Raw genomic sequence first — 16,595 nt, 5'->3', positions numbered from 1 at the left:
TTTGTTGACAAGAGATTGAAAACGTTATTAAATTGATAAATATTAATATTTCAGCCATTTAAACATATCCTTGTACGATGGCTTTTTACCGTACATAAGAATACCCACCCTATAAATTTTTGCTGCTAACCATACAATTCCAATAAAGGTGATAATTAATAGAGCAATAGAGACCAATAGTTCCCAAACAGGTACTCCCCCTTCCCCAATCCCTCCTGGAAGTCGCATGAGCATCACAATGGGAGAGGTTAATGGAAATAAAGAAAACCCTACCGCAATGGGTCCGTGTGGATTACTAAAAACAGAGAAGAACCCCACATATATAGCTAGCATTAAGGGTAAAATAATTGGAAATATAAACTGTTGCGTATCGGCTTCATTGTCTACTGCTGCCCCAATGGCTGCATAAATTGAGCTATATATTAAATAACCAAGTACAAAATAGATCATAAAAAATGTGATCAGCATTGCCCATGGAATTTTAAAAAGCTCATTGGCATACAACTGCATGGTAGTATCTGGGTAAGCAATAGATGTTGCTCCCCCAATTAGCCCAGGAGTGTTTTCTGTGTTTGCGTTGAGGGCAGATGGATCTATTCCAAAAATCAATACCAAAACACCAAGCAATAGACTTGCAGAAATTATCCATATTACAAACTGAGTGATACCGGCCAAGGAAGTCCCTATAATTTTTCCTAGCATCAATTGAAAAGGCTTCACAGAGGAAATTATAACCTCTACAATTCTACTTGTTTTTTCCTCAATAACGCTCCGCATTACAAACCCTCCGTATATAATGATAAACATCATAATTAGATACCCAAACCCTCCGCCAATAAAGGCTTTAATTTCATTAATCCCTTTTAGGTTCTGTTCTCCAGAAAAGGTAGAGGTGTTTATATCGAAAGGCAGATCTAATTTATTATAATCGGATGCCGAAACACCAAGGTGCTGTAACCTTTCCATTCGCAACCTATCTTCAAAAACCGACTCTAAACTAGCTACCACAGAAGTGCCTGGAGCATCTTTGGTATAGAAAACAGCCTTTTCAGCCACCCTTTCCAAATCTGGCTCATTCGGGATATACAATAAACCGTATAATCCCATTTGAAGAATAGAGTCCTTAGCCACTTCTAGGTCAATATCTCTAAATTTCACATAAGAGGTATTATCCGTCCCATGGAAATCGGTAGAAAAGTAATCACTCTGATTTAAGACACCAATAACCCGTGTTTCATTATCATTGATTTTAGCCAGATAAGCGATTAAAGCAATCATTCCTACCATAAGAATGGGACTCAGAAAGGTCATGACTACAAAGGATTTATTTCGCACTTTGGCTAAATACTCCCGTTTTATAATGAGTCCTAATTTACTCATACTAATTGCTTTTTTTGGACTGTTTTAATAAAAATATCATTTGCTGATGGAATGGTCTCTGTGAAGTGATTTACATTAGCTTTTTCAGATAAATGGGTTAATAAGGCTCCGGTATCACTAGATGGCAATTGCACGGTAAAATTCAATTGCTGACCGTCCTGAACGTATTCAGAGGAAAGAATTTGAAATCTTTCTTTTAGATCCTCTAGTATGCCGTTTTTACTTTGGAGACCTAATCCAACCTGGAATATATTGTTTTTATAAGTATTCTTAATGTCACTAAGCTTTCCATCTAGCAATTTTTCGGACTTATGAATTAGCGCTATATACTCACACAGCTCTTCCACAGATTCCATTCTGTGTGTAGAAAAGATAATAGATGTTCCATTTTCCTTGAGGCGTAGAATTTCGTCTTTAATTAGGTTGGCATTAATGGGGTCAAAGCCGCTAAAAGGCTCATCAAAAATTAAAAGTTTAGGTTCGTGTAAAACCGTAACTATAAACTGAATTTTTTGAGCCATCCCTTTGGAAAGTTCTTGGATTTTTCTGTTCCACCAATCTCCAATCTCCAATCGCTCAAACCAATATTTTAATTTGATTTTAGCCTCAGATTTAGACATCCCTTTTAGCTGAGCCAGATAGAGTGCCTGTTCGCCAACCTTCATACTTTTATAGAGGCCCCTCTCTTCTGGCAGGTATCCAATCATAGCAATATGCTTTGCCTCCAAGGGTTCTCCATTAAAAATTATGGAACCTTCATCGGGATAGGCAATTTGATTGATAATACGGATTAGCGTAGTTTTTCCTGCTCCATTGGGCCCTAATAAACCGTAGATACTATTCTCAGGGATCTCCAACGATATTTTGTTAAGGGCTATATGGTTACCATATCTTTTAGTAACCTCATTAGCTACCAATATATTATTCATTTCAACTATTTCCTCAAAGATATATAATTGCAACAGAAGTGGATGGTAGGAAAATTATAAAATGTGTATTGTTTTCTTTTTTTACCATTTTTAACATAAGTAAATAAAGAATTGAAATAGGCTGTATTAAAAACAAAACCCACCCTTAACGAATCAAGGATGGGAAAAAAAATTGCTATGAAAAAGAAGATATTGGTCTCCCAACATCCTTTCAAATATACATTTTAATTTTTAAACTACTTTTTATGAAAACATATCTTTCACCTTTTCAAAAAAGGATTTATCGGATCCTTCCGGTCTAGGCTCAAAGTTTTCGTTGTTTTGCATGCGCTCAAAGAATTCCCTTTGCTCCTTATTAAGCTCTTTAGGAGTCCATACATTTACATGCACTAACAAATCTCCACTTCCATATCCATTAAGGCTAGAGATACCTTTCCCTCTTAGTCTTAATATTTTTCCAGACTGAATCCCAGCTTCTAATTTTATTCTCACTTTACCACCTACGGTATCTATTTCCTTAGAAGTACCTAGTACCGCATCAGAATAACTAATATACAGGTCGTAATGCAGGTTATCTCCTTCTCTTTTTAGTGTTGGATGCTCTTCTGTCTCAATAGCTACCAAAAGGTCACCTGGCACACCATCTCCAGGTGCATCGTTCCCTTTATTAGGCACTTTTAATTGCATTCCCTCTTCTACACCGGCTGGTATATTAATGCTCACGGTTTCTTCAGAAACTTTTAACCCTTGGGCATCCGCATCATTTGGTTTAGAATCTATAGATTTTCCACTACCACCACAAGTACTACAAGTAGCTGCTGTTTGCATTCTACCTAAAATAGTGTTGGTAATTTTAGTTACTTGTCCTCTTCCACCACAGGTTTCACACGTCTTATAAGTAACTCCTTCTGCTTGGACTTTACGTTTTACTTTAACCGTCTTTTCAACACCATTAGCAATTTCCTCTAGGTTAAGCTTAACCCTTATTCTTAAGTTGCTTCCTTTTGCTCTTCTTTGGCCTCCTCCGCCAAATCCGGAGAAACCGCTAAAGCCACCGCCACCAAAAGCACCGCCAAAAATGTCTCCGAACTGACTAAAGATGTCGTCCATGTTCATTCCGCCGCCGCCAAATCCGCCACCGCCTTCGAATGCAGCATGACCATATTGGTCATATCGCGCCTTCTTATTTGGGTCACTCAGCACCTCATAAGCTTCAGCCGCTTTTTTAAACATTTCTTCGGCCTTAGTATCCCCGGGATTCTTATCTGGATGATACTGAATAGCTTTTTTACGATATGCCTTTTTTATTTCGGCTGCACTTGCATTTTTTCCAATGCCTAAAATATCATAATAATCCTCCTTCATACTCTGATTTTAATTTCCTACGACAACTTTAGGATGACGAATAATCTTATCGCCCAATTTATATCCCTTTTGAACTACGTCTATTATTTTTCCTTTTAATTTCTCATCAGGGGCTGGAATTTGGGTTACGGCGTCATGGATTTCTGCATCAAAATCATCACCTTCTTTCACCTCAACCTCTAAAAGACCTTTGCTTTTAAGTGTTTCTCTTAGCTTATTATTTATAAGCAACACTCCTTGATACATCCCGTCATCTTCAGATTTTGAAATTTCGGCCAATGCCCTATCAAAATCATCCATAACTGGCAATAATGACAAAATTACCTCCTGACCAGCTGTTTTAAACAAGTCCATCCTTTCCTTGGAGGTACGTTTTTTATAGTTTTCGAACTCTGCAAAAAGACGCAAAAACTTATCTTTTTCCTTGCCTAGATCTTCCTTAAGTTGCTCTTCTACACTCAACTCCTCCTCCTTCTCCATCTCTGATGTGGTCTCTTGATCTATTTCGTTCTGATCCTTATTCTTCAAGACCTCATCTTCCATCTCTTTAGTTTTATTTTCCTTGCTCATTTAATTTACATTTATAAACTTCCGAATTTGAATAGGCAAAAGTACTGCCAAATATTATAAAATGTCATATTGTCATAAAAGTTTACTAACTAAGTGACAATAAAATACCCTACCCTTGCGTAAAATTTTTTTGATTCTTTTTCCCTCTATATCTAAGAACTTCCCCTTTGATATTTTACTATAAAAAATATCCGCCATTGGCGGATATAAACTTATGACCTAATAACTCATTATACCTTTAGGTACTATACTCTTCCTGATATGATGATTTGGACCCACAATTTTCTTTTTCATTATATATTTCTCCTAGGGCTCTACATATGTTAGAGTACATGAAATTGAATCCGGTTGCCTCAATTTTTTTACTACTTACACGCTGACTAGCAAATAGTAGATAGGACATATCCCCTAACAACAATTGTAAGGCAACTCGTGGCACATTAGGTAAAAACAAGGGTTTCTTTAAGACTTTAGCCACCTCCCTAGTGAGCTTAGCATTACTTACGGGATTGGGTCCAACCCCATTATAAGTACCAGTAAGGCCAGATTCTAGTAGGTGTAAAAATATGGAGGCAAGGTCCTGAACATGAATCCAAGATTGCCATTGTTTTCCAGAACCCAGTGGAGCTCCTAAATAATATTGTATTGGTTTTGCTATTTTTGGCAAAGCACCTCCATTAGCAGACAGAACCAACCCTGTCCTTACTTTAGCTACTCCAATATTTAATTTTTTAAATTTATCAGCTTCCTGCTCCCATTGGCTTACTACTTCCCCAAGGAAGCTATCATCTACTTTTGTCTCTTCTTCTGTATAGTAATTAGATGGGGAGTCTGGGTATATCCCCATAGCCGATGCTGATACAATTAGATTAATCGCATGATCATCCATAGTCTCCAAAGCAGTTGCCAGTGTTCTTAAGGAGTCTATCCTACTAGATAGGATTATTTCTTTATTACTTTTGGTCCACCGTTGAGCTATGCTTGCTCCCGCAAGATTTATAATAGCGCTCACTCCGGTAAAGCAATCAGAATCTATCTCGTTCTTAGACGGATTCCAATAAAACCCTTTATACCCGTCTTCAGAAACAATTTTCTGTTTGCTCGTGGTAAGATAGTTAACAGCAATACCCTGCTTCTTGCACAGTTTTGTGATCTCTGTTCCTACTAAACCAGTTGCACCCGTAATTAGAATTCTCATAGCCTATTTCTAAACTTTCGATAAAGGTATAGGTTTTTGTTCTTGAAAATGCCCTATTTAGTGTAGGTTTAACAGTCTACACCCCGTATTTGTTAAGGTTTCCCTAATGCAAAACCAAAATTATTCTTCTTTTTTAGCGCGTAACATCTCTCGTTTCCCTGGTGGACCTGGTAATCTTTCTACGGTAAATCCTACAGTTTGCATGGCACGCCTAACAGAACCTTTTGCGGCATAGGTAACTAATACTCCATTTATCTTTAATGTATTATACATAGCACGGAAAATGTCCTCCGTCCAAAGTTCTGGTTGCACTCTTGAGCCAAAAGCATCAAAATAAATTAGATTGTACTTCTCCGATTCTGCGATATCTCTAAAGTCCATTTTCTGCTTTAAAAGGCAAAAATTATCAGTTATATCGTGTGGTGCCTCCCAAGGAATCTGGTGCATTTTTAAAAATTGTTGTTCAAATTGATCGGCTTTTAAGGCCTTACTATAATCTAACTGCGTAAGCTCTTTCTTTTGCACAGGAAAAGCCTCTACTCCATTATAGTAAATTTTAAGACCGTATTTATCTGCCTCTAAAAAGGTGATAAAAGAATTTAGCCCGGTTCCAAATCCAATTTCTAAAATTGATAAATCTTGATTTTTAAAAAGGGAAAGTCCATTTTTTATAAATACGTGATAAGCCTCCTGAATGGCCCCATGGGTGGAATGATACTGTTCGTTCCAATCCTCTATCTGAATGGTTTTTGATCCATCCGCTGTGGTTATTATTCTTCTTTTCACCTTATTTTCTTAATAATACTCCGTCTGCAACAAAGGAATAGGTTTTCTTGGGATGGATAATTTTGGCAATTTCTTCTTTGGTCTTTCCTCCATCCTCAGCAAAATGCCTTTGATCTGCAACACTCATCTCCTCTACAAAAGCTAAACCATTAACAACAACTTCTTCCCCCTCAATATCCTTAGGCATAAAAAAGCCATAATCTTTAAACTTTACCATCACTTCTTTTTCCTGTCCCAATTGCAATTTCATCCAGCAACCTTTGGACTTGCAAACATCGGTAACTATGGCCATAAACTTAGTAGAAACAGTATCAGAAGGCTGCATTTTTTCATATTCCCCCAACATTAATTCGGCGTCTTTAACCTCTATGGGATCAATTTCAGCTCCAAATTGCACAAATTTCTGCTCCGCTAAGGTTTCCGCTTGTGGTTTTAAAGTTTTCTCTCCTTGCTTACAACTCACAAAGACCACAAAAAACACTATTAAAATGTTAAAATATTTCATTATTATCAGTTTTTAAAACCACTTTACAAAATTGGTTATTTTTAATTAAAAAACGAAGCTCCAATGCTGTTTATTGTTTAATTTTATTCCTTTAAATATAAAGTGCTATGCAAACTATTTCAGACTCTATAAAAGTTGAGAAGGTGAAGACTTCCAACATAGATAAAGTAGATTTTAACAATTTAGCGTTCGGGAAAGTTCTCGCAGACCATATGATGGTATGTGATTACAAGAATGGGGCATGGGAGATACCTAAAATTATCCCCTACCAACCTATTACCCTAGACCCATCTGCCAAAATATTTCATTATGGGCAATCTGTTTTCGAAGGAATGAAAGCTTATAAGGATGCAGATAACAAGGTATGGTTATTCCGTCCATTAGAAAACCAAAAGCGTATCAACATCTCCTCTAAACGACTTGCTATCCCAGAAATTCCAGAGGAGTATTTCATGGAAGGATTAAAAGCTCTTTTAAGAGTAGATCATAAATGGATTCCTACCACGGAAGGGAGCTCATTATATATTAGACCATTTGTTTTTGCGTCGGGCAATGGATTTCATGCTTCCCCTGCCGATGAATATAAATTTATCATCGCCTGCGCTCCTTCCGGTTCTTATTTTGCTGGAAAAGTAAAGGTATTAATCGAAGAAAAGTATTCTAGATCTGCTAACGGAGGAGTTGGCTTCGCTAAAGCTGGTGGTAATTACGCTGGTCAATTCTACCCTACACAATTAGCAGTAGAAAAAGGGTATAACCAAGTAATTTGGACTGATGACAATACTCACGAATATATAGAAGAAGCGGGTGCTATGAATATCTTTATTAGGATTAACGACACTTTGCTTACTAGTCCTACTAGTGATCGTATTTTGGATGGGATTACTAGAAAAAGCTTAATTGAAATAGCAAAAGACGAAAATATCAAGGTAGAAGTTAGACCTATTACCGTAAAAGAAGTTATAGAAGCCTCCAGAAATGGAAACTTAAAGGAAATGTTTGGTGCTGGGACAGCTGCTGTTATCTCTCCGATCGCTACATTTGGATATAAAGATCAGGATTACGATTTACCTGAATTAGAACATAGCTATGCTTCTATATTGAAAAAAAGAATTACAGACATTCAGTATAACAAGGCCGAAGATAAATTTGGTTGGAGATATGAAGTTAGCATATAAGCTTCTTGCATTTTCATCTAAAGTCAAGTTGCTTTATCATAACAAATACTGTTAGAAATAAATTTAAAAAGCCATCCTTAACTGTTAAGGGTGGCTTTTTAAAAATAGAAGCGCCATCTAATTAGTAGGCGTCTCCGTTACTATTTAGAATGCTGGATATTTTTGGCTCAACAAAATTAGGACCCTTCAAGACTTTCCCATCTTCCCTATAAAGTGGCTTACCATCTTCCCCCAACTTACTCATATTACTCTTTTGAATCTCCTCAAAAACCGCTTCAATCTTATGTTGCATTCCGTGTTCTAGTATGGTTCCACATAAAATATAAAGCATATCTCCGAGTGCATCTGCCACTTCAACCATATCATTATTATTGGCAGCCTCCAAATATTCCCTATTTTCCTCCGCCATTAAGTTAAAGCGAAGTTTATTCTTTTCAGAACCAAGGTCTGCCTTCATTTCTTTGGATACACCTAATCCAAAAGATTTATGAAACAATTCTACAGCATTTAGTTTACGTTGCATTGGTATGAGTTTTTTAGATTAGCTTTGCATAAAAATATAAATATGTTCAGTACGGGACAACTCATTTTTGCAGCCCTTTTCTTCATATCGTTTGTCATTATCATTGTATATTCTTATCAAAAGGACAAAATGCTTCACCTTAAGTATTACAAGGGAGTTAAATGGGTTGGACTTTTTTTCTTACTATTCGTTTTAGTGCTATTTATCATTAAGTTTTATAATAAGAATTAGTACTCCCCATAGTTTTCTTTAAAAATAAATTAAAATACCACACGCTAAACTTTTCTACTCCTACATATAATAATTAGGGTAAGTTTGCGTTAATTATGTAAATATCAGTTCAATGGTCGCTTTTATTAGTATATTTTCTATTCTGGTTGTCATAAACGTCTTATTATTTCTAGCGAGCTTTAACCGGAACTCCAAGAAAACTAAAAATACTACAGTAGATATTTCTCAGTCTAGGACTATAGTTTCCCCCTTAAATTTAATAGAAGTAAAATACAATAGAGCGGTATAATTTCTTTTACACCTTAACACTTATCACCTCCCACCTTCTTTATAGATAAATACCCTATTCTTAAGACCTAACAATATTAGAAGTACAATTATAAACTTTAAGCGCCTTTTTCATCCTTTGGACGACTATGGTACGCCATTTTTTTAGTTACTTTGACAGGTAACTGAAATAATAAACCGAATGAAACAACTTATACTTGTATTCTTAGGGGGTGGCACGGGAAGTATATTAAGATATCTCACGAGTAAAGCGTTAAATGGTACTTTCCAAAATTTTTATCTAGGAACCTTTCTTGTAAACATCATTGGTTGTTTATTAATTGGATTTATCCTTGGCCTTTCTGCAAAAAACAATTTACTAACAGAAAACCAGGCATTACTACTTACTACTGGTTTTTGCGGCGGCTTCACTACTTTTTCCACTTTTGCTTTAGAACAACAGACCTTCTTAAAAAACGGAGATGTCTTAAATTTTACCATTTATACAGTTGCAAGTATTTTATTAGGAATTTTAGCCGTAATGTCGGGCTTATGGTTGTCTAAGGCATTTTAAATTATCTTAACTTAAAAAATAATCTTCACCTCCTTACAACATAAGAAAGCGAGAAGCCCCTTTTCTCTTCACCACATCCTATCCCGTTAAGTCCTTACCACAAAATTTGGTTTAAGCCATTCTAACACAAGGTTGATAATAACAAAAGATAATTGTGCCCCTTATAAACATCGAAGAACTAGCTATAAGCAACTACTCCTCTATTAGATAAACAAAACATAGCCAAGCACATTGCACAATTCCTATTAACCTGCCGCTTTCAGGAGATTATCCCATTAAAACATCACCTACACAGTGTTTTATATTGCAAAAGACACACTTCATCAATATTCTTGCAAAAAACGCTATCAATACACCCCCAACTTTAAAGCCACATGGCAAAATTAAGTTTATTTTTATACACACACCCTAATTTAATAGGGGTCATATTCCTAATGTCATATAAATAATCAGTTACACCCCATTTTTTAATGGGGTTATTTAGTTTTAATATACTTTTAAGGCAGCAATCAATAAATCTATCATGAAGAAAATCGAAGCAATTATTCGGAAATCAAAATTTGATGATGTCAAAAAAGCATTGCATCAAATTGAAGTCAATTTTTTTAGCTACTGGGATGTTACAGGAGTTGGAAACGAAAAACAAGGTCATGTCTATAGGGGAATTTCTTATAGCACCTCAGACATTCAGCGCAGATATCTATCCATTGTAGTGTCGGACGAATTTATGGAAAGGACCGTCAATACAATCTTAGAAACCGCCTATTCAGGAAACGTGGGAGATGGGAAGGTATTCGTTTCAGAGATTCAGGAAGCTTATCGAATTAGAACAAAGGAGCGCGGATCTGCGGGAATCAACTAAACATAATCACAAACCAATAAAACAAGCACAATATGGACACAGGATTATTTACAGCAAACAATGTATGGATGATGATCTGCACAGCACTTGTATTTTTTATGCATTTAGGATTTTCATTATTAGAAATTGGTTTAACAAGACAAAAAAATACTATCAATATTCTATTTAAAAACATATTTATAATATGTACTGGACTAATACTTTTTTACTTTATAGGATTCAACCTAATGTACCCAGGCAGTTTTAATGGGTTTCTTGGCTTTGCAGGTTTTGGACTAGATGCTCCCTTATTAGCAAATGGAAGCTTAGATTTAAGTTACAACGAGGGATATACTTATTGGACAGACTTCCTCTTTCAAGGAATGTTTGCTGCCACAGCTGCTACCATTGTTTCTGGAGCCGTTGCCGAAAGGATCAAGCTAGGGCAATTTATGCTATTCACCGTAATATATATTGCTTTTATTTACCCAATTGTTGGATCGTGGCAGTGGGGAGGTGGATTCCTATCTACCCTTGGTGGTGAAAATGCTGGTTTTCATGACTTTGCAGGATCTACTTTGGTGCATTCTGTGGGAGGATGGGCTGCTTTGATGGCTATTTACATATTAGGTCCTAGAATAGGTAAGTTCAAAGAAGATGGAACACCTAATGCTATTCCTGGCCACAATATCCCCTTAGCTACTGCTGGCGTACTCATTTTATGGTTAGGCTGGTTTGGATTTAATGGAGGTTCCGTTTTATCAGCAGATCCTGCCACTACCTCCATTGTACTAGTCACAACATGTCTTGCCGGTGCCGCAGGCGGAATAGGGTCGTTTATATTTTACTATCTACGGTACAAGAATTTTGATCTGACTATGATGCTAAATGGAATTTTAGGCGGATTAGTAGGCATTACCGCAGGAGCAGATTTAATGTCTCCTTCAGAAGCAATTCTTATTGGAATAATAGCAGGATTTGTAATTATATTGGGCGTTGCTCTAATAGACCGTCTAAGACTAGACGATCCCGTAGGAGCTGTAGCAGTCCATCTAATATGCGGGATTTGGGGAACCCTTGCCGTAGGTATTTTTGGAGCCAAGGCCGGAATTACACAGTTCCTATATCAACTTTCAGGTGTTGCTATAATTGGCCTTTTCTGTTCTCTTATGGCTTATATAATCCTTACCACCATTAAAAAAACTTCTGGCATAAGAGTTTCTACTAAAGAAGAAGAGGAAGGTTTAGACATACACGAACATGGAATGGACGCTTATGCAGATTTCAGAATGAATCAACATTAACTAAAGAAAATGATAACGGAGCGTTTTGCAGAACGCTCCGTTACTAACCATTCTCTTTTAACCAATCAACTTAATTAAACATCCATACCAGGATATAAACAATTGAATTATGAAAATGATTGTAGACACAAATTACGTAAAATATTTACTAGCTTTATTATTTACCCTGCTATATACAGCAATATTTTCACAAGAAAAAAATCCGGAATCCAATAAAATATCCCTAACCGGGAGTATAGACGCTTACTACCGAGTTAACCTCAATGGCGATAATAATTTTAATGACGCTTCCGGACTCCCTAATTCAGCCCCAGGCAGCTCTTTTGCCAATTTACCTGGTTTTGCTTTAGGGATGGCCAATGCTATAATAAGTTATGAGGGAGAAAAAACAGGCTTTGTAGGCGATCTGGTATTTGGACCCCGTGGCACCGACGCCATTTTTTCTTCTCCCATTTATTCTGAAACAGGCAATATAGTGAACCAACTATATGTGTATTGGAAAGTACATAAGTCTATAAAATTGACCTTTGGGAATTTCAATACTTTCTTAGGTTATGAGGTAATTTCACCAACCGAAAATTTTAATTACAGTACTTCTTACTTATTTTCATATGGCCCATTTTCTCATACTGGATTTAAGATTGATTTTGACTTATCGGACAAATTTAGTCTTATGTTGGCCGCAATGAATCCCACCGATCAAACAGAATTAAATCCCACTGGTAAATATGCCTTTGGCGCTCAACTAGGTTATAATGGGCAATATTTAAATCTATTAACCGATGACGGAGCCTATGAAATAGATTTTACTGGGGGCTTTAATTTATCTAACCAAATATATCTAGGTATAAACGCTGCTCTATATGATAATGACGAAATAGGCTTTGCCGGAGTGGCAATCTACCCACAATACACCACTTCAGACACTATTTCTTTTGGAATAAGAGCGGAATACTTCTCGGAAATAGGCAACTATGGAGCCATAGGCAGCAGCACAGAAGACACTGATGTTTTTGCAGTAACACTAACGGGAAATATAAAAATAGGAGACTTAACAATTAAACCAGAATTGAGGCTAGATAGCGCCTCTGATAAGTCTTTTAATTTCTTAAATAAGGAATTACAACCCCAAAATAGCTTATCCTCCTTTGTTCTTGCTGCCGTTTATGCTTTTTAGAGCGAGGATAGACTAATTACCAATATAAAAAAGGTCCGATCAGCTCGCTGATCGGACCTTAAAATATTTTTAATTATCAAAGGCCTTTACTCCCGCCCTAATATGAGTATCCAATCTATTTTGCTTAGGCACCACTGGACAAGAATATTTAGGGTTATAGGCACAATATGGATTATAAGACATATTAAAATCCAACAATATGGTATCTCCTTTCGGAATAGCCAAGTCTAAATACCGACCACCTTCATAAGTTTCTTCCCCGTTTGTAAGGTCGGAAAAAGGCAAGAAAAGATAATCCTTAAAATTAGCTTGTTGCATTAATTCTGTATTCTGATACACTTCCAACTCATGCTCTTTCCCATTAAGCGTAAAGCTAAGTTTTGCATAAACCACCTCTTCGGTTCTACCACCTGTAGTTGTAGGCATTAAAAATGGTAAAGCTTCTGGAGTTCTAGTAACTTTCGCCATGACTTGATAGCTACTATCTGGCGCAAAGAAATCCAAACTACTAAAGTTTTTCCTATATCGATCTGGTAATGGCGAAGTTTCTGGGTTTTTAAACTCCGCATTCAACTTTGCCTGAAATTGATACACATCAGATAGTTCCCCAGCATTAGCAATTAGTTCAGCTGTAGGTTCTTCGTCATGATATCTTTTCGTTTCCTTACAACTTAATACCGATAGCAATACCAATAGAACTACACTAAATCTCCACATAATTCGTTTTTTATGCAAAAATACACTTCTTTCTCGCTTTATTAAATTCCTAGTTCATTATCCCATCTCAACTCTAATCCACCGTTCCACTAGGACAACCTTCTATAGGATACATTACAATCTATTTTCCAAAGTAATTATAAATTACTTTTCAATGATTTCATAACGAGCCGACTTTAGGTATTTTTCCACAATTTGGTTGAATTCTGGCATAATTCTCAAGAGCGCTGTATTTTCCAGCTGATACAGTTTTTCTTTATTGGTATAACCATTTTTCAATAATTCCTCTAAGTAAAATAAGGAGGTGCCAAAGTCCTCAATTTTTGAACTATTCGAAATGATTTTTAGATAATAACCATACTCCTTGGGTTGTGTAACCGTTTTTAGCATCCACAAAAGACTTAAAGCATCATAATCAATTTCTGGATCAGCTTGCAAAATATCAATATTGTCTTCTATAAGGGCGTTTATATAACCTAGGAGTCGCTTTCCCATTTGTTGCTCCGCAGGGTTTTTAGAATTTTCATATTTCTCAAGCTCCTCCATTTGGTAAATCCACCAACCAATATTCTTATAATTGTAGGTTTCAATATCCTCTTCCAAGTAGTATATATAATCGTCCTTTATAAAGGATTCTTTTAGCATGGCATTGCTTTCATTGCGCTTCATGCTCTTAAAGCCTTTATTTTTTTTCAGTCGCTTTTTTATTGTTTTCAGCGTATCCGTTTCCACATGTGGTTCAAACACTGTCTCCATCCCCTCTAAGAATTCAAAGGCTTCCAATAATTTATACGAATTAATTAAACTATTAAGCTCGGAAAGGTTCTTATTATAGGTATTATGAATGTACAAACTATCCTTATCCGTATGTCCTTTTGCCATAGCAGACAGCGTCCACCTTTCCATTGCATTTATAAAGTATTTTTTTTCTGGCCATTCATGCCCACCATCAAAGGCCATTAAATGATTAGGGATTTTCAATTTATCAAACCGTGCTTTAGTAGCTAGCATATTTTCATATGCAAAATCTTCCCTACCAACTATCCCAATAAAATAAAACGAATGATTACCGTCTAACACTTCCAAATTAGGGAAGACTGCACCACTAGAAACTACACCTGTTATCCCTTTAATAAAAAGAGGCATCATACTAGCAAATTGTCCACCATCTGAAAACCCACCAACATAAGTTCTATATTTATGAATTGGCAATAGCTTTATAACCGCATTGAACATTCTACCGGCAACCATAAGATTTTGAGACGCAGATAAGGTATCACTTAAATAATTAGGAGAAGCTAAAATATAGCCTTGGTCCTCGGCTGCCTCCCTAAACATACTTAATGCTTGTTTCCCCCTACCTTTCATATCAAACACAAAGAGCACGGGCCAATTCTTATCCATACTAAAAGAGGTAGGAACAAACAGGGAAAAACTCTCGGAAATGGTATCATTAATCGCAATAGAATCCATAACCACCCCCTTCTTTAAAGAGAATTTTTGCGCATTAGCACTAAAAGCAACCCCTAAGAATATTAATATCGTAAATTTCCTCATAGATGAAATGGCATCAAATACCTAGCCAAATTATTAATTATTACTAAATAAGACCAACACAGTAACACTACTTATCCTCTACTCCACCTTACAAAAGAATTTACCCGCACTGTCTCCTACATTAAAGAAAACAATAAATACCGCAGTATCAAAACCTAACAAGAGAATAGTTTGTTATCTATTGAAATTTACAACTACTACAATTTATTTAGGCGAGTATTGAAGCTAAAGACTCTTCTAAATAACCACTCCCTCCTATTAGCAATACAAAAGATAAGCCTTTTATACGGCTGTATAATTAAGATGCTTAACAAATTTATCTTCTAACTATCACTTCTTCTAATGGGGGCATTAGAAACCACATCAGACAACACAATATGGGTTCTTGTCTCCCCGTACTGAATAAGCTTATCAATAAATTTCTCTAAATGAAATTGATCTTTTAGCACCACCATCATTATAATATTTTCATTTCCAGTAATTCGGTAACAGTTCACCACCTCTTCAAACGAATTGACTGCTTCTAGAAATGGCTTTAATTTACCCATAAAGGCACGCAAGGTGATAATCGCTTTTAGTTGGTATCCCGTATGGGAATGAGACACTACCGCTTTATATCCAGAGATAACTCCAAGGTCTTCCATCTTCTTTACACGTTCCCCTACCGCTGGAGCAGTTAAGCCCACTTTCCTACCAATATTAGCGAAAGATTCACGCGCATTTTCTTGAAGTGATTTCAAAATTTTCCAATTAAGGGCATCTATTTTTGCTTTCAAAATAAAAGTGATTAATAATTTTTGTTTTCAATAGCTAAAGTACACTTTTACCATGTAAACCAAAGCTATTATCTATAAATTCAGTGTAACTTTATATTATAAAAGCTATTGTAATAAAAATGCCATACAAAAATCTTAGTTCGATTCCGATTTATCGTAAATCCCTGGAACTCTTACATATGAGTAGGGAAATTGCGTCTTATGTTTCGCACAATAAGGATTTAATGAAATTATATCAATCCAATAGTTTACGAGACAATATTGCCGACTCCCTACTTACCGATTCTATTCTTATACCTCAACAGATTGCTGCAGCAGAACAATCAGAATCTTATGCAGTGAGAATGAGAAGCGCCACCTTTATTAATATCATTATAAAGAATATTAATTCTTATTGCATTGGCTTGGAAAAAGACGGAGTTAAAGAAAAAGAGTATCTAAACCTTCTTAGAAAGGAAGTCAAGAGCTTTAGAAGGATGTACAAAGTTTGGCGCCGCGCTATGAGAAAGTAATCTTCTTACTTTTAGATTTTTACATATTCACATATATAGAAGGAAGTTAATTATATAAGGACTAGTCCTTTAATTACAGAAGATTAAAACACCTAATAAATTTACACCCGCCTGAAAAATTCGGGCAGGCCCGCCTATACAGTTCTGGCATGCTCGTCTGAACGGAACTGACAGAACAGCGGTGGGTTATATTGGTCATATTTTA

17 protein-coding genes are annotated in these 16,595 nt (G+C 36.1%); 6 read left to right on the top strand and 11 right to left on the bottom strand.

The genetic code is table 11. The features are described from left to right. Window positions 1–42: 42 nt before the first annotated feature. From H344_RS0105905 to H344_RS0105875, 7 genes are all read right to left on the bottom strand, one after another. A complete protein-coding gene (locus tag H344_RS0105905) occupies window positions 43–1,380 on the bottom strand; it encodes an ABC transporter permease (RefSeq protein WP_026809469.1) in 1,338 nt (445 codons plus the stop codon). Next, on the bottom strand, window positions 1,377–2,309 hold the full coding sequence (locus H344_RS0105900) for an ABC transporter ATP-binding protein (protein ID WP_026809468.1): 933 nt from the start codon (window positions 2,307–2,309) through the stop codon (window positions 1,377–1,379). The genes H344_RS0105905 and H344_RS0105900 overlap by 4 nt, the downstream gene beginning before the upstream one ends. Before the next feature lie 243 nt (window positions 2,310–2,552). Next, window positions 2,553–3,674, bottom strand: coding sequence for a molecular chaperone DnaJ (gene dnaJ / locus H344_RS0105895; protein WP_026809467.1), 1,122 nt, complete (start codon window positions 3,672–3,674; stop codon window positions 2,553–2,555). 9 nt (window positions 3,675–3,683) lie between these two features. Next, window positions 3,684–4,244 carry a nucleotide exchange factor GrpE gene (locus H344_RS0105890; RefSeq protein WP_026809466.1) on the bottom strand — a complete coding sequence of 187 codons (561 nt, stop codon included), beginning with the start codon at window positions 4,242–4,244 and terminating at the stop codon, window positions 3,684–3,686. A 238-nt stretch (window positions 4,245–4,482) separates the two neighbouring features. Beyond that, entirely contained in the window at window positions 4,483–5,442 is a 960-nt protein-coding gene (locus H344_RS0105885; RefSeq protein WP_026809465.1) for a TIGR01777 family oxidoreductase, read from the bottom strand. A 120-nt stretch (window positions 5,443–5,562) separates the two neighbouring features. After that, window positions 5,563–6,228, bottom strand: a complete 666-nt coding sequence (gene mnmD / locus H344_RS0105880) for a tRNA (5-methylaminomethyl-2-thiouridine)(34)-methyltransferase MnmD (RefSeq protein WP_026809464.1) — start codon at window positions 6,226–6,228, stop codon at window positions 5,563–5,565. 1 nt (window position 6,229) lies between these two features. After that, window positions 6,230–6,733, bottom strand: coding sequence for a DUF4920 domain-containing protein (locus H344_RS0105875; RefSeq protein WP_026809463.1), 504 nt, complete (start codon window positions 6,731–6,733; stop codon window positions 6,230–6,232). A 107-nt stretch (window positions 6,734–6,840) separates the two neighbouring features. On the opposite strand from H344_RS0105875, the gene H344_RS0105870 reads away from it, so the two are divergent. Continuing rightward, window positions 6,841–7,911, top strand: coding sequence for a branched-chain amino acid aminotransferase (locus H344_RS0105870; RefSeq protein WP_026809462.1), 1,071 nt, complete (start codon window positions 6,841–6,843; stop codon window positions 7,909–7,911). Window positions 7,912–8,032: 121 nt separating this feature from the next. Here the strand turns inward: H344_RS0105870 and H344_RS0105865 are convergent, their stop codons facing one another. Further along, a complete protein-coding gene (locus tag H344_RS0105865) occupies window positions 8,033–8,434 on the bottom strand; it encodes a pyrophosphohydrolase domain-containing protein (protein ID WP_026809461.1) in 402 nt (133 codons plus the stop codon). A gap of 700 nt (window positions 8,435–9,134) precedes the next feature. Here H344_RS0105865 and crcB point away from each other — a divergent pair. The 4 genes from crcB (at window position 9,135) to H344_RS0105840 (ending at window position 12,828) form a co-directional block, all read left to right on the top strand. Next, a complete protein-coding gene (gene crcB / locus H344_RS0105855) occupies window positions 9,135–9,506 on the top strand; it encodes a fluoride efflux transporter CrcB (RefSeq protein ID WP_026809459.1) in 372 nt (123 codons plus the stop codon). 523 nt (window positions 9,507–10,029) lie between these two features. Beyond that, the gene (locus H344_RS0105850; protein WP_026809458.1) at window positions 10,030–10,368 is read left to right on the top strand and encodes a P-II family nitrogen regulator; all 339 of its coding nucleotides are present in this window, start codon (window positions 10,030–10,032) and stop codon (window positions 10,366–10,368) included. Between the two features lie 32 nt (window positions 10,369–10,400). Next, window positions 10,401–11,651, top strand: coding sequence for an ammonium transporter (locus H344_RS0105845; RefSeq protein WP_026809457.1), 1,251 nt, complete (start codon window positions 10,401–10,403; stop codon window positions 11,649–11,651). 109 nt (window positions 11,652–11,760) lie between these two features. After that, window positions 11,761–12,828, top strand: coding sequence for an outer membrane beta-barrel protein (locus H344_RS0105840; RefSeq protein ID WP_026809456.1), 1,068 nt, complete (start codon window positions 11,761–11,763; stop codon window positions 12,826–12,828). A 69-nt stretch (window positions 12,829–12,897) separates the two neighbouring features. On the opposite strand, the gene H344_RS0105835 is transcribed toward H344_RS0105840, so the two are convergent. From H344_RS0105835 to H344_RS0105825, 3 genes are all read right to left on the bottom strand, one after another. Beyond that, window positions 12,898–13,545: a DUF1684 domain-containing protein gene (locus tag H344_RS0105835; protein ID WP_034256211.1), complete on the bottom strand. Its 648-nt coding sequence runs from the start codon at window positions 13,543–13,545 to the stop codon at window positions 12,898–12,900. 144 nt (window positions 13,546–13,689) lie between these two features. Further along, window positions 13,690–15,102 carry an alpha/beta hydrolase gene (locus H344_RS0105830; RefSeq protein ID WP_026809454.1) on the bottom strand — a complete coding sequence of 471 codons (1,413 nt, stop codon included), beginning with the start codon at window positions 15,100–15,102 and terminating at the stop codon, window positions 13,690–13,692. Window positions 15,103–15,425: 323 nt separating this feature from the next. Continuing rightward, window positions 15,426–15,878 (bottom strand): Lrp/AsnC family transcriptional regulator, encoded by a 453-nt coding sequence (locus tag H344_RS0105825; RefSeq protein WP_034256210.1) that lies wholly within the window; start codon window positions 15,876–15,878, stop codon window positions 15,426–15,428. 179 nt (window positions 15,879–16,057) lie between these two features. On the opposite strand from H344_RS0105825, the gene H344_RS0105820 reads away from it, so the two are divergent. Continuing rightward, a complete protein-coding gene (locus H344_RS0105820; RefSeq protein ID WP_240484951.1) occupies window positions 16,058–16,390 on the top strand; it encodes a hypothetical protein in 333 nt (110 codons plus the stop codon). Window positions 16,391–16,595 lie beyond the last annotated feature (205 nt).

The organism is Arenibacter latericius DSM 15913 (assembly GCF_000424985.1).
Classification (GTDB): domain Bacteria; phylum Bacteroidota; class Bacteroidia; order Flavobacteriales; family Flavobacteriaceae; genus Arenibacter; species Arenibacter latericius.
The sequence above is the reverse complement of the archived record's forward strand: the minus strand, read 5'-3'. Positions and strand labels throughout refer to the sequence as shown.

What these genes read in the sequence shown, in the direction of transcription:
- H344_RS0105905 (WP_026809469.1), bottom strand. Translation starts at nt 1,380, where the DNA reads ATGAGTAAATTAGGACTCATTATAAAACGGGAGTATTTAGCCAAAGTG.
- H344_RS0105900 (WP_026809468.1), bottom strand. Translation starts at nt 2,309, where the DNA reads ATGAATAATATATTGGTAGCTAATGAGGTTACTAAAAGATATGGTAAC.
- dnaJ (WP_026809467.1), bottom strand. Translation starts at nt 3,674, where the DNA reads ATGAAGGAGGATTATTATGATATTTTAGGCATTGGAAAAAATGCAAGT.
- H344_RS0105890 (WP_026809466.1), bottom strand. Translation starts at nt 4,244, where the DNA reads ATGAGCAAGGAAAATAAAACTAAAGAGATGGAAGATGAGGTCTTGAAG.
- H344_RS0105885 (WP_026809465.1), bottom strand. Translation starts at nt 5,442, where the DNA reads ATGAGAATTCTAATTACGGGTGCAACTGGTTTAGTAGGAACAGAGATC.
- H344_RS0105875 (WP_026809463.1), bottom strand. Translation starts at nt 6,733, where the DNA reads ATGAAATATTTTAACATTTTAATAGTGTTTTTTGTGGTCTTTGTGAGT.
- H344_RS0105870 (WP_026809462.1), top strand. Translation starts at nt 6,841, where the DNA reads ATGCAAACTATTTCAGACTCTATAAAAGTTGAGAAGGTGAAGACTTCC.
- H344_RS0105865 (WP_026809461.1), bottom strand. Translation starts at nt 8,434, where the DNA reads ATGCAACGTAAACTAAATGCTGTAGAATTGTTTCATAAATCTTTTGGA.
- crcB (WP_026809459.1), top strand. Translation starts at nt 9,135, where the DNA reads ATGAAACAACTTATACTTGTATTCTTAGGGGGTGGCACGGGAAGTATA.
- H344_RS0105850 (WP_026809458.1), top strand. Translation starts at nt 10,030, where the DNA reads ATGAAGAAAATCGAAGCAATTATTCGGAAATCAAAATTTGATGATGTC.
- H344_RS0105845 (WP_026809457.1), top strand. Translation starts at nt 10,401, where the DNA reads ATGGACACAGGATTATTTACAGCAAACAATGTATGGATGATGATCTGC.
- H344_RS0105840 (WP_026809456.1), top strand. Translation starts at nt 11,761, where the DNA reads ATGAAAATGATTGTAGACACAAATTACGTAAAATATTTACTAGCTTTA.
- H344_RS0105835 (WP_034256211.1), bottom strand. Translation starts at nt 13,545, where the DNA reads ATGTGGAGATTTAGTGTAGTTCTATTGGTATTGCTATCGGTATTAAGT.
- H344_RS0105830 (WP_026809454.1), bottom strand. Translation starts at nt 15,102, where the DNA reads ATGAGGAAATTTACGATATTAATATTCTTAGGGGTTGCTTTTAGTGCT.
- H344_RS0105820 (WP_240484951.1), top strand. Translation starts at nt 16,058, where the DNA reads ATGAGTAGGGAAATTGCGTCTTATGTTTCGCACAATAAGGATTTAATG.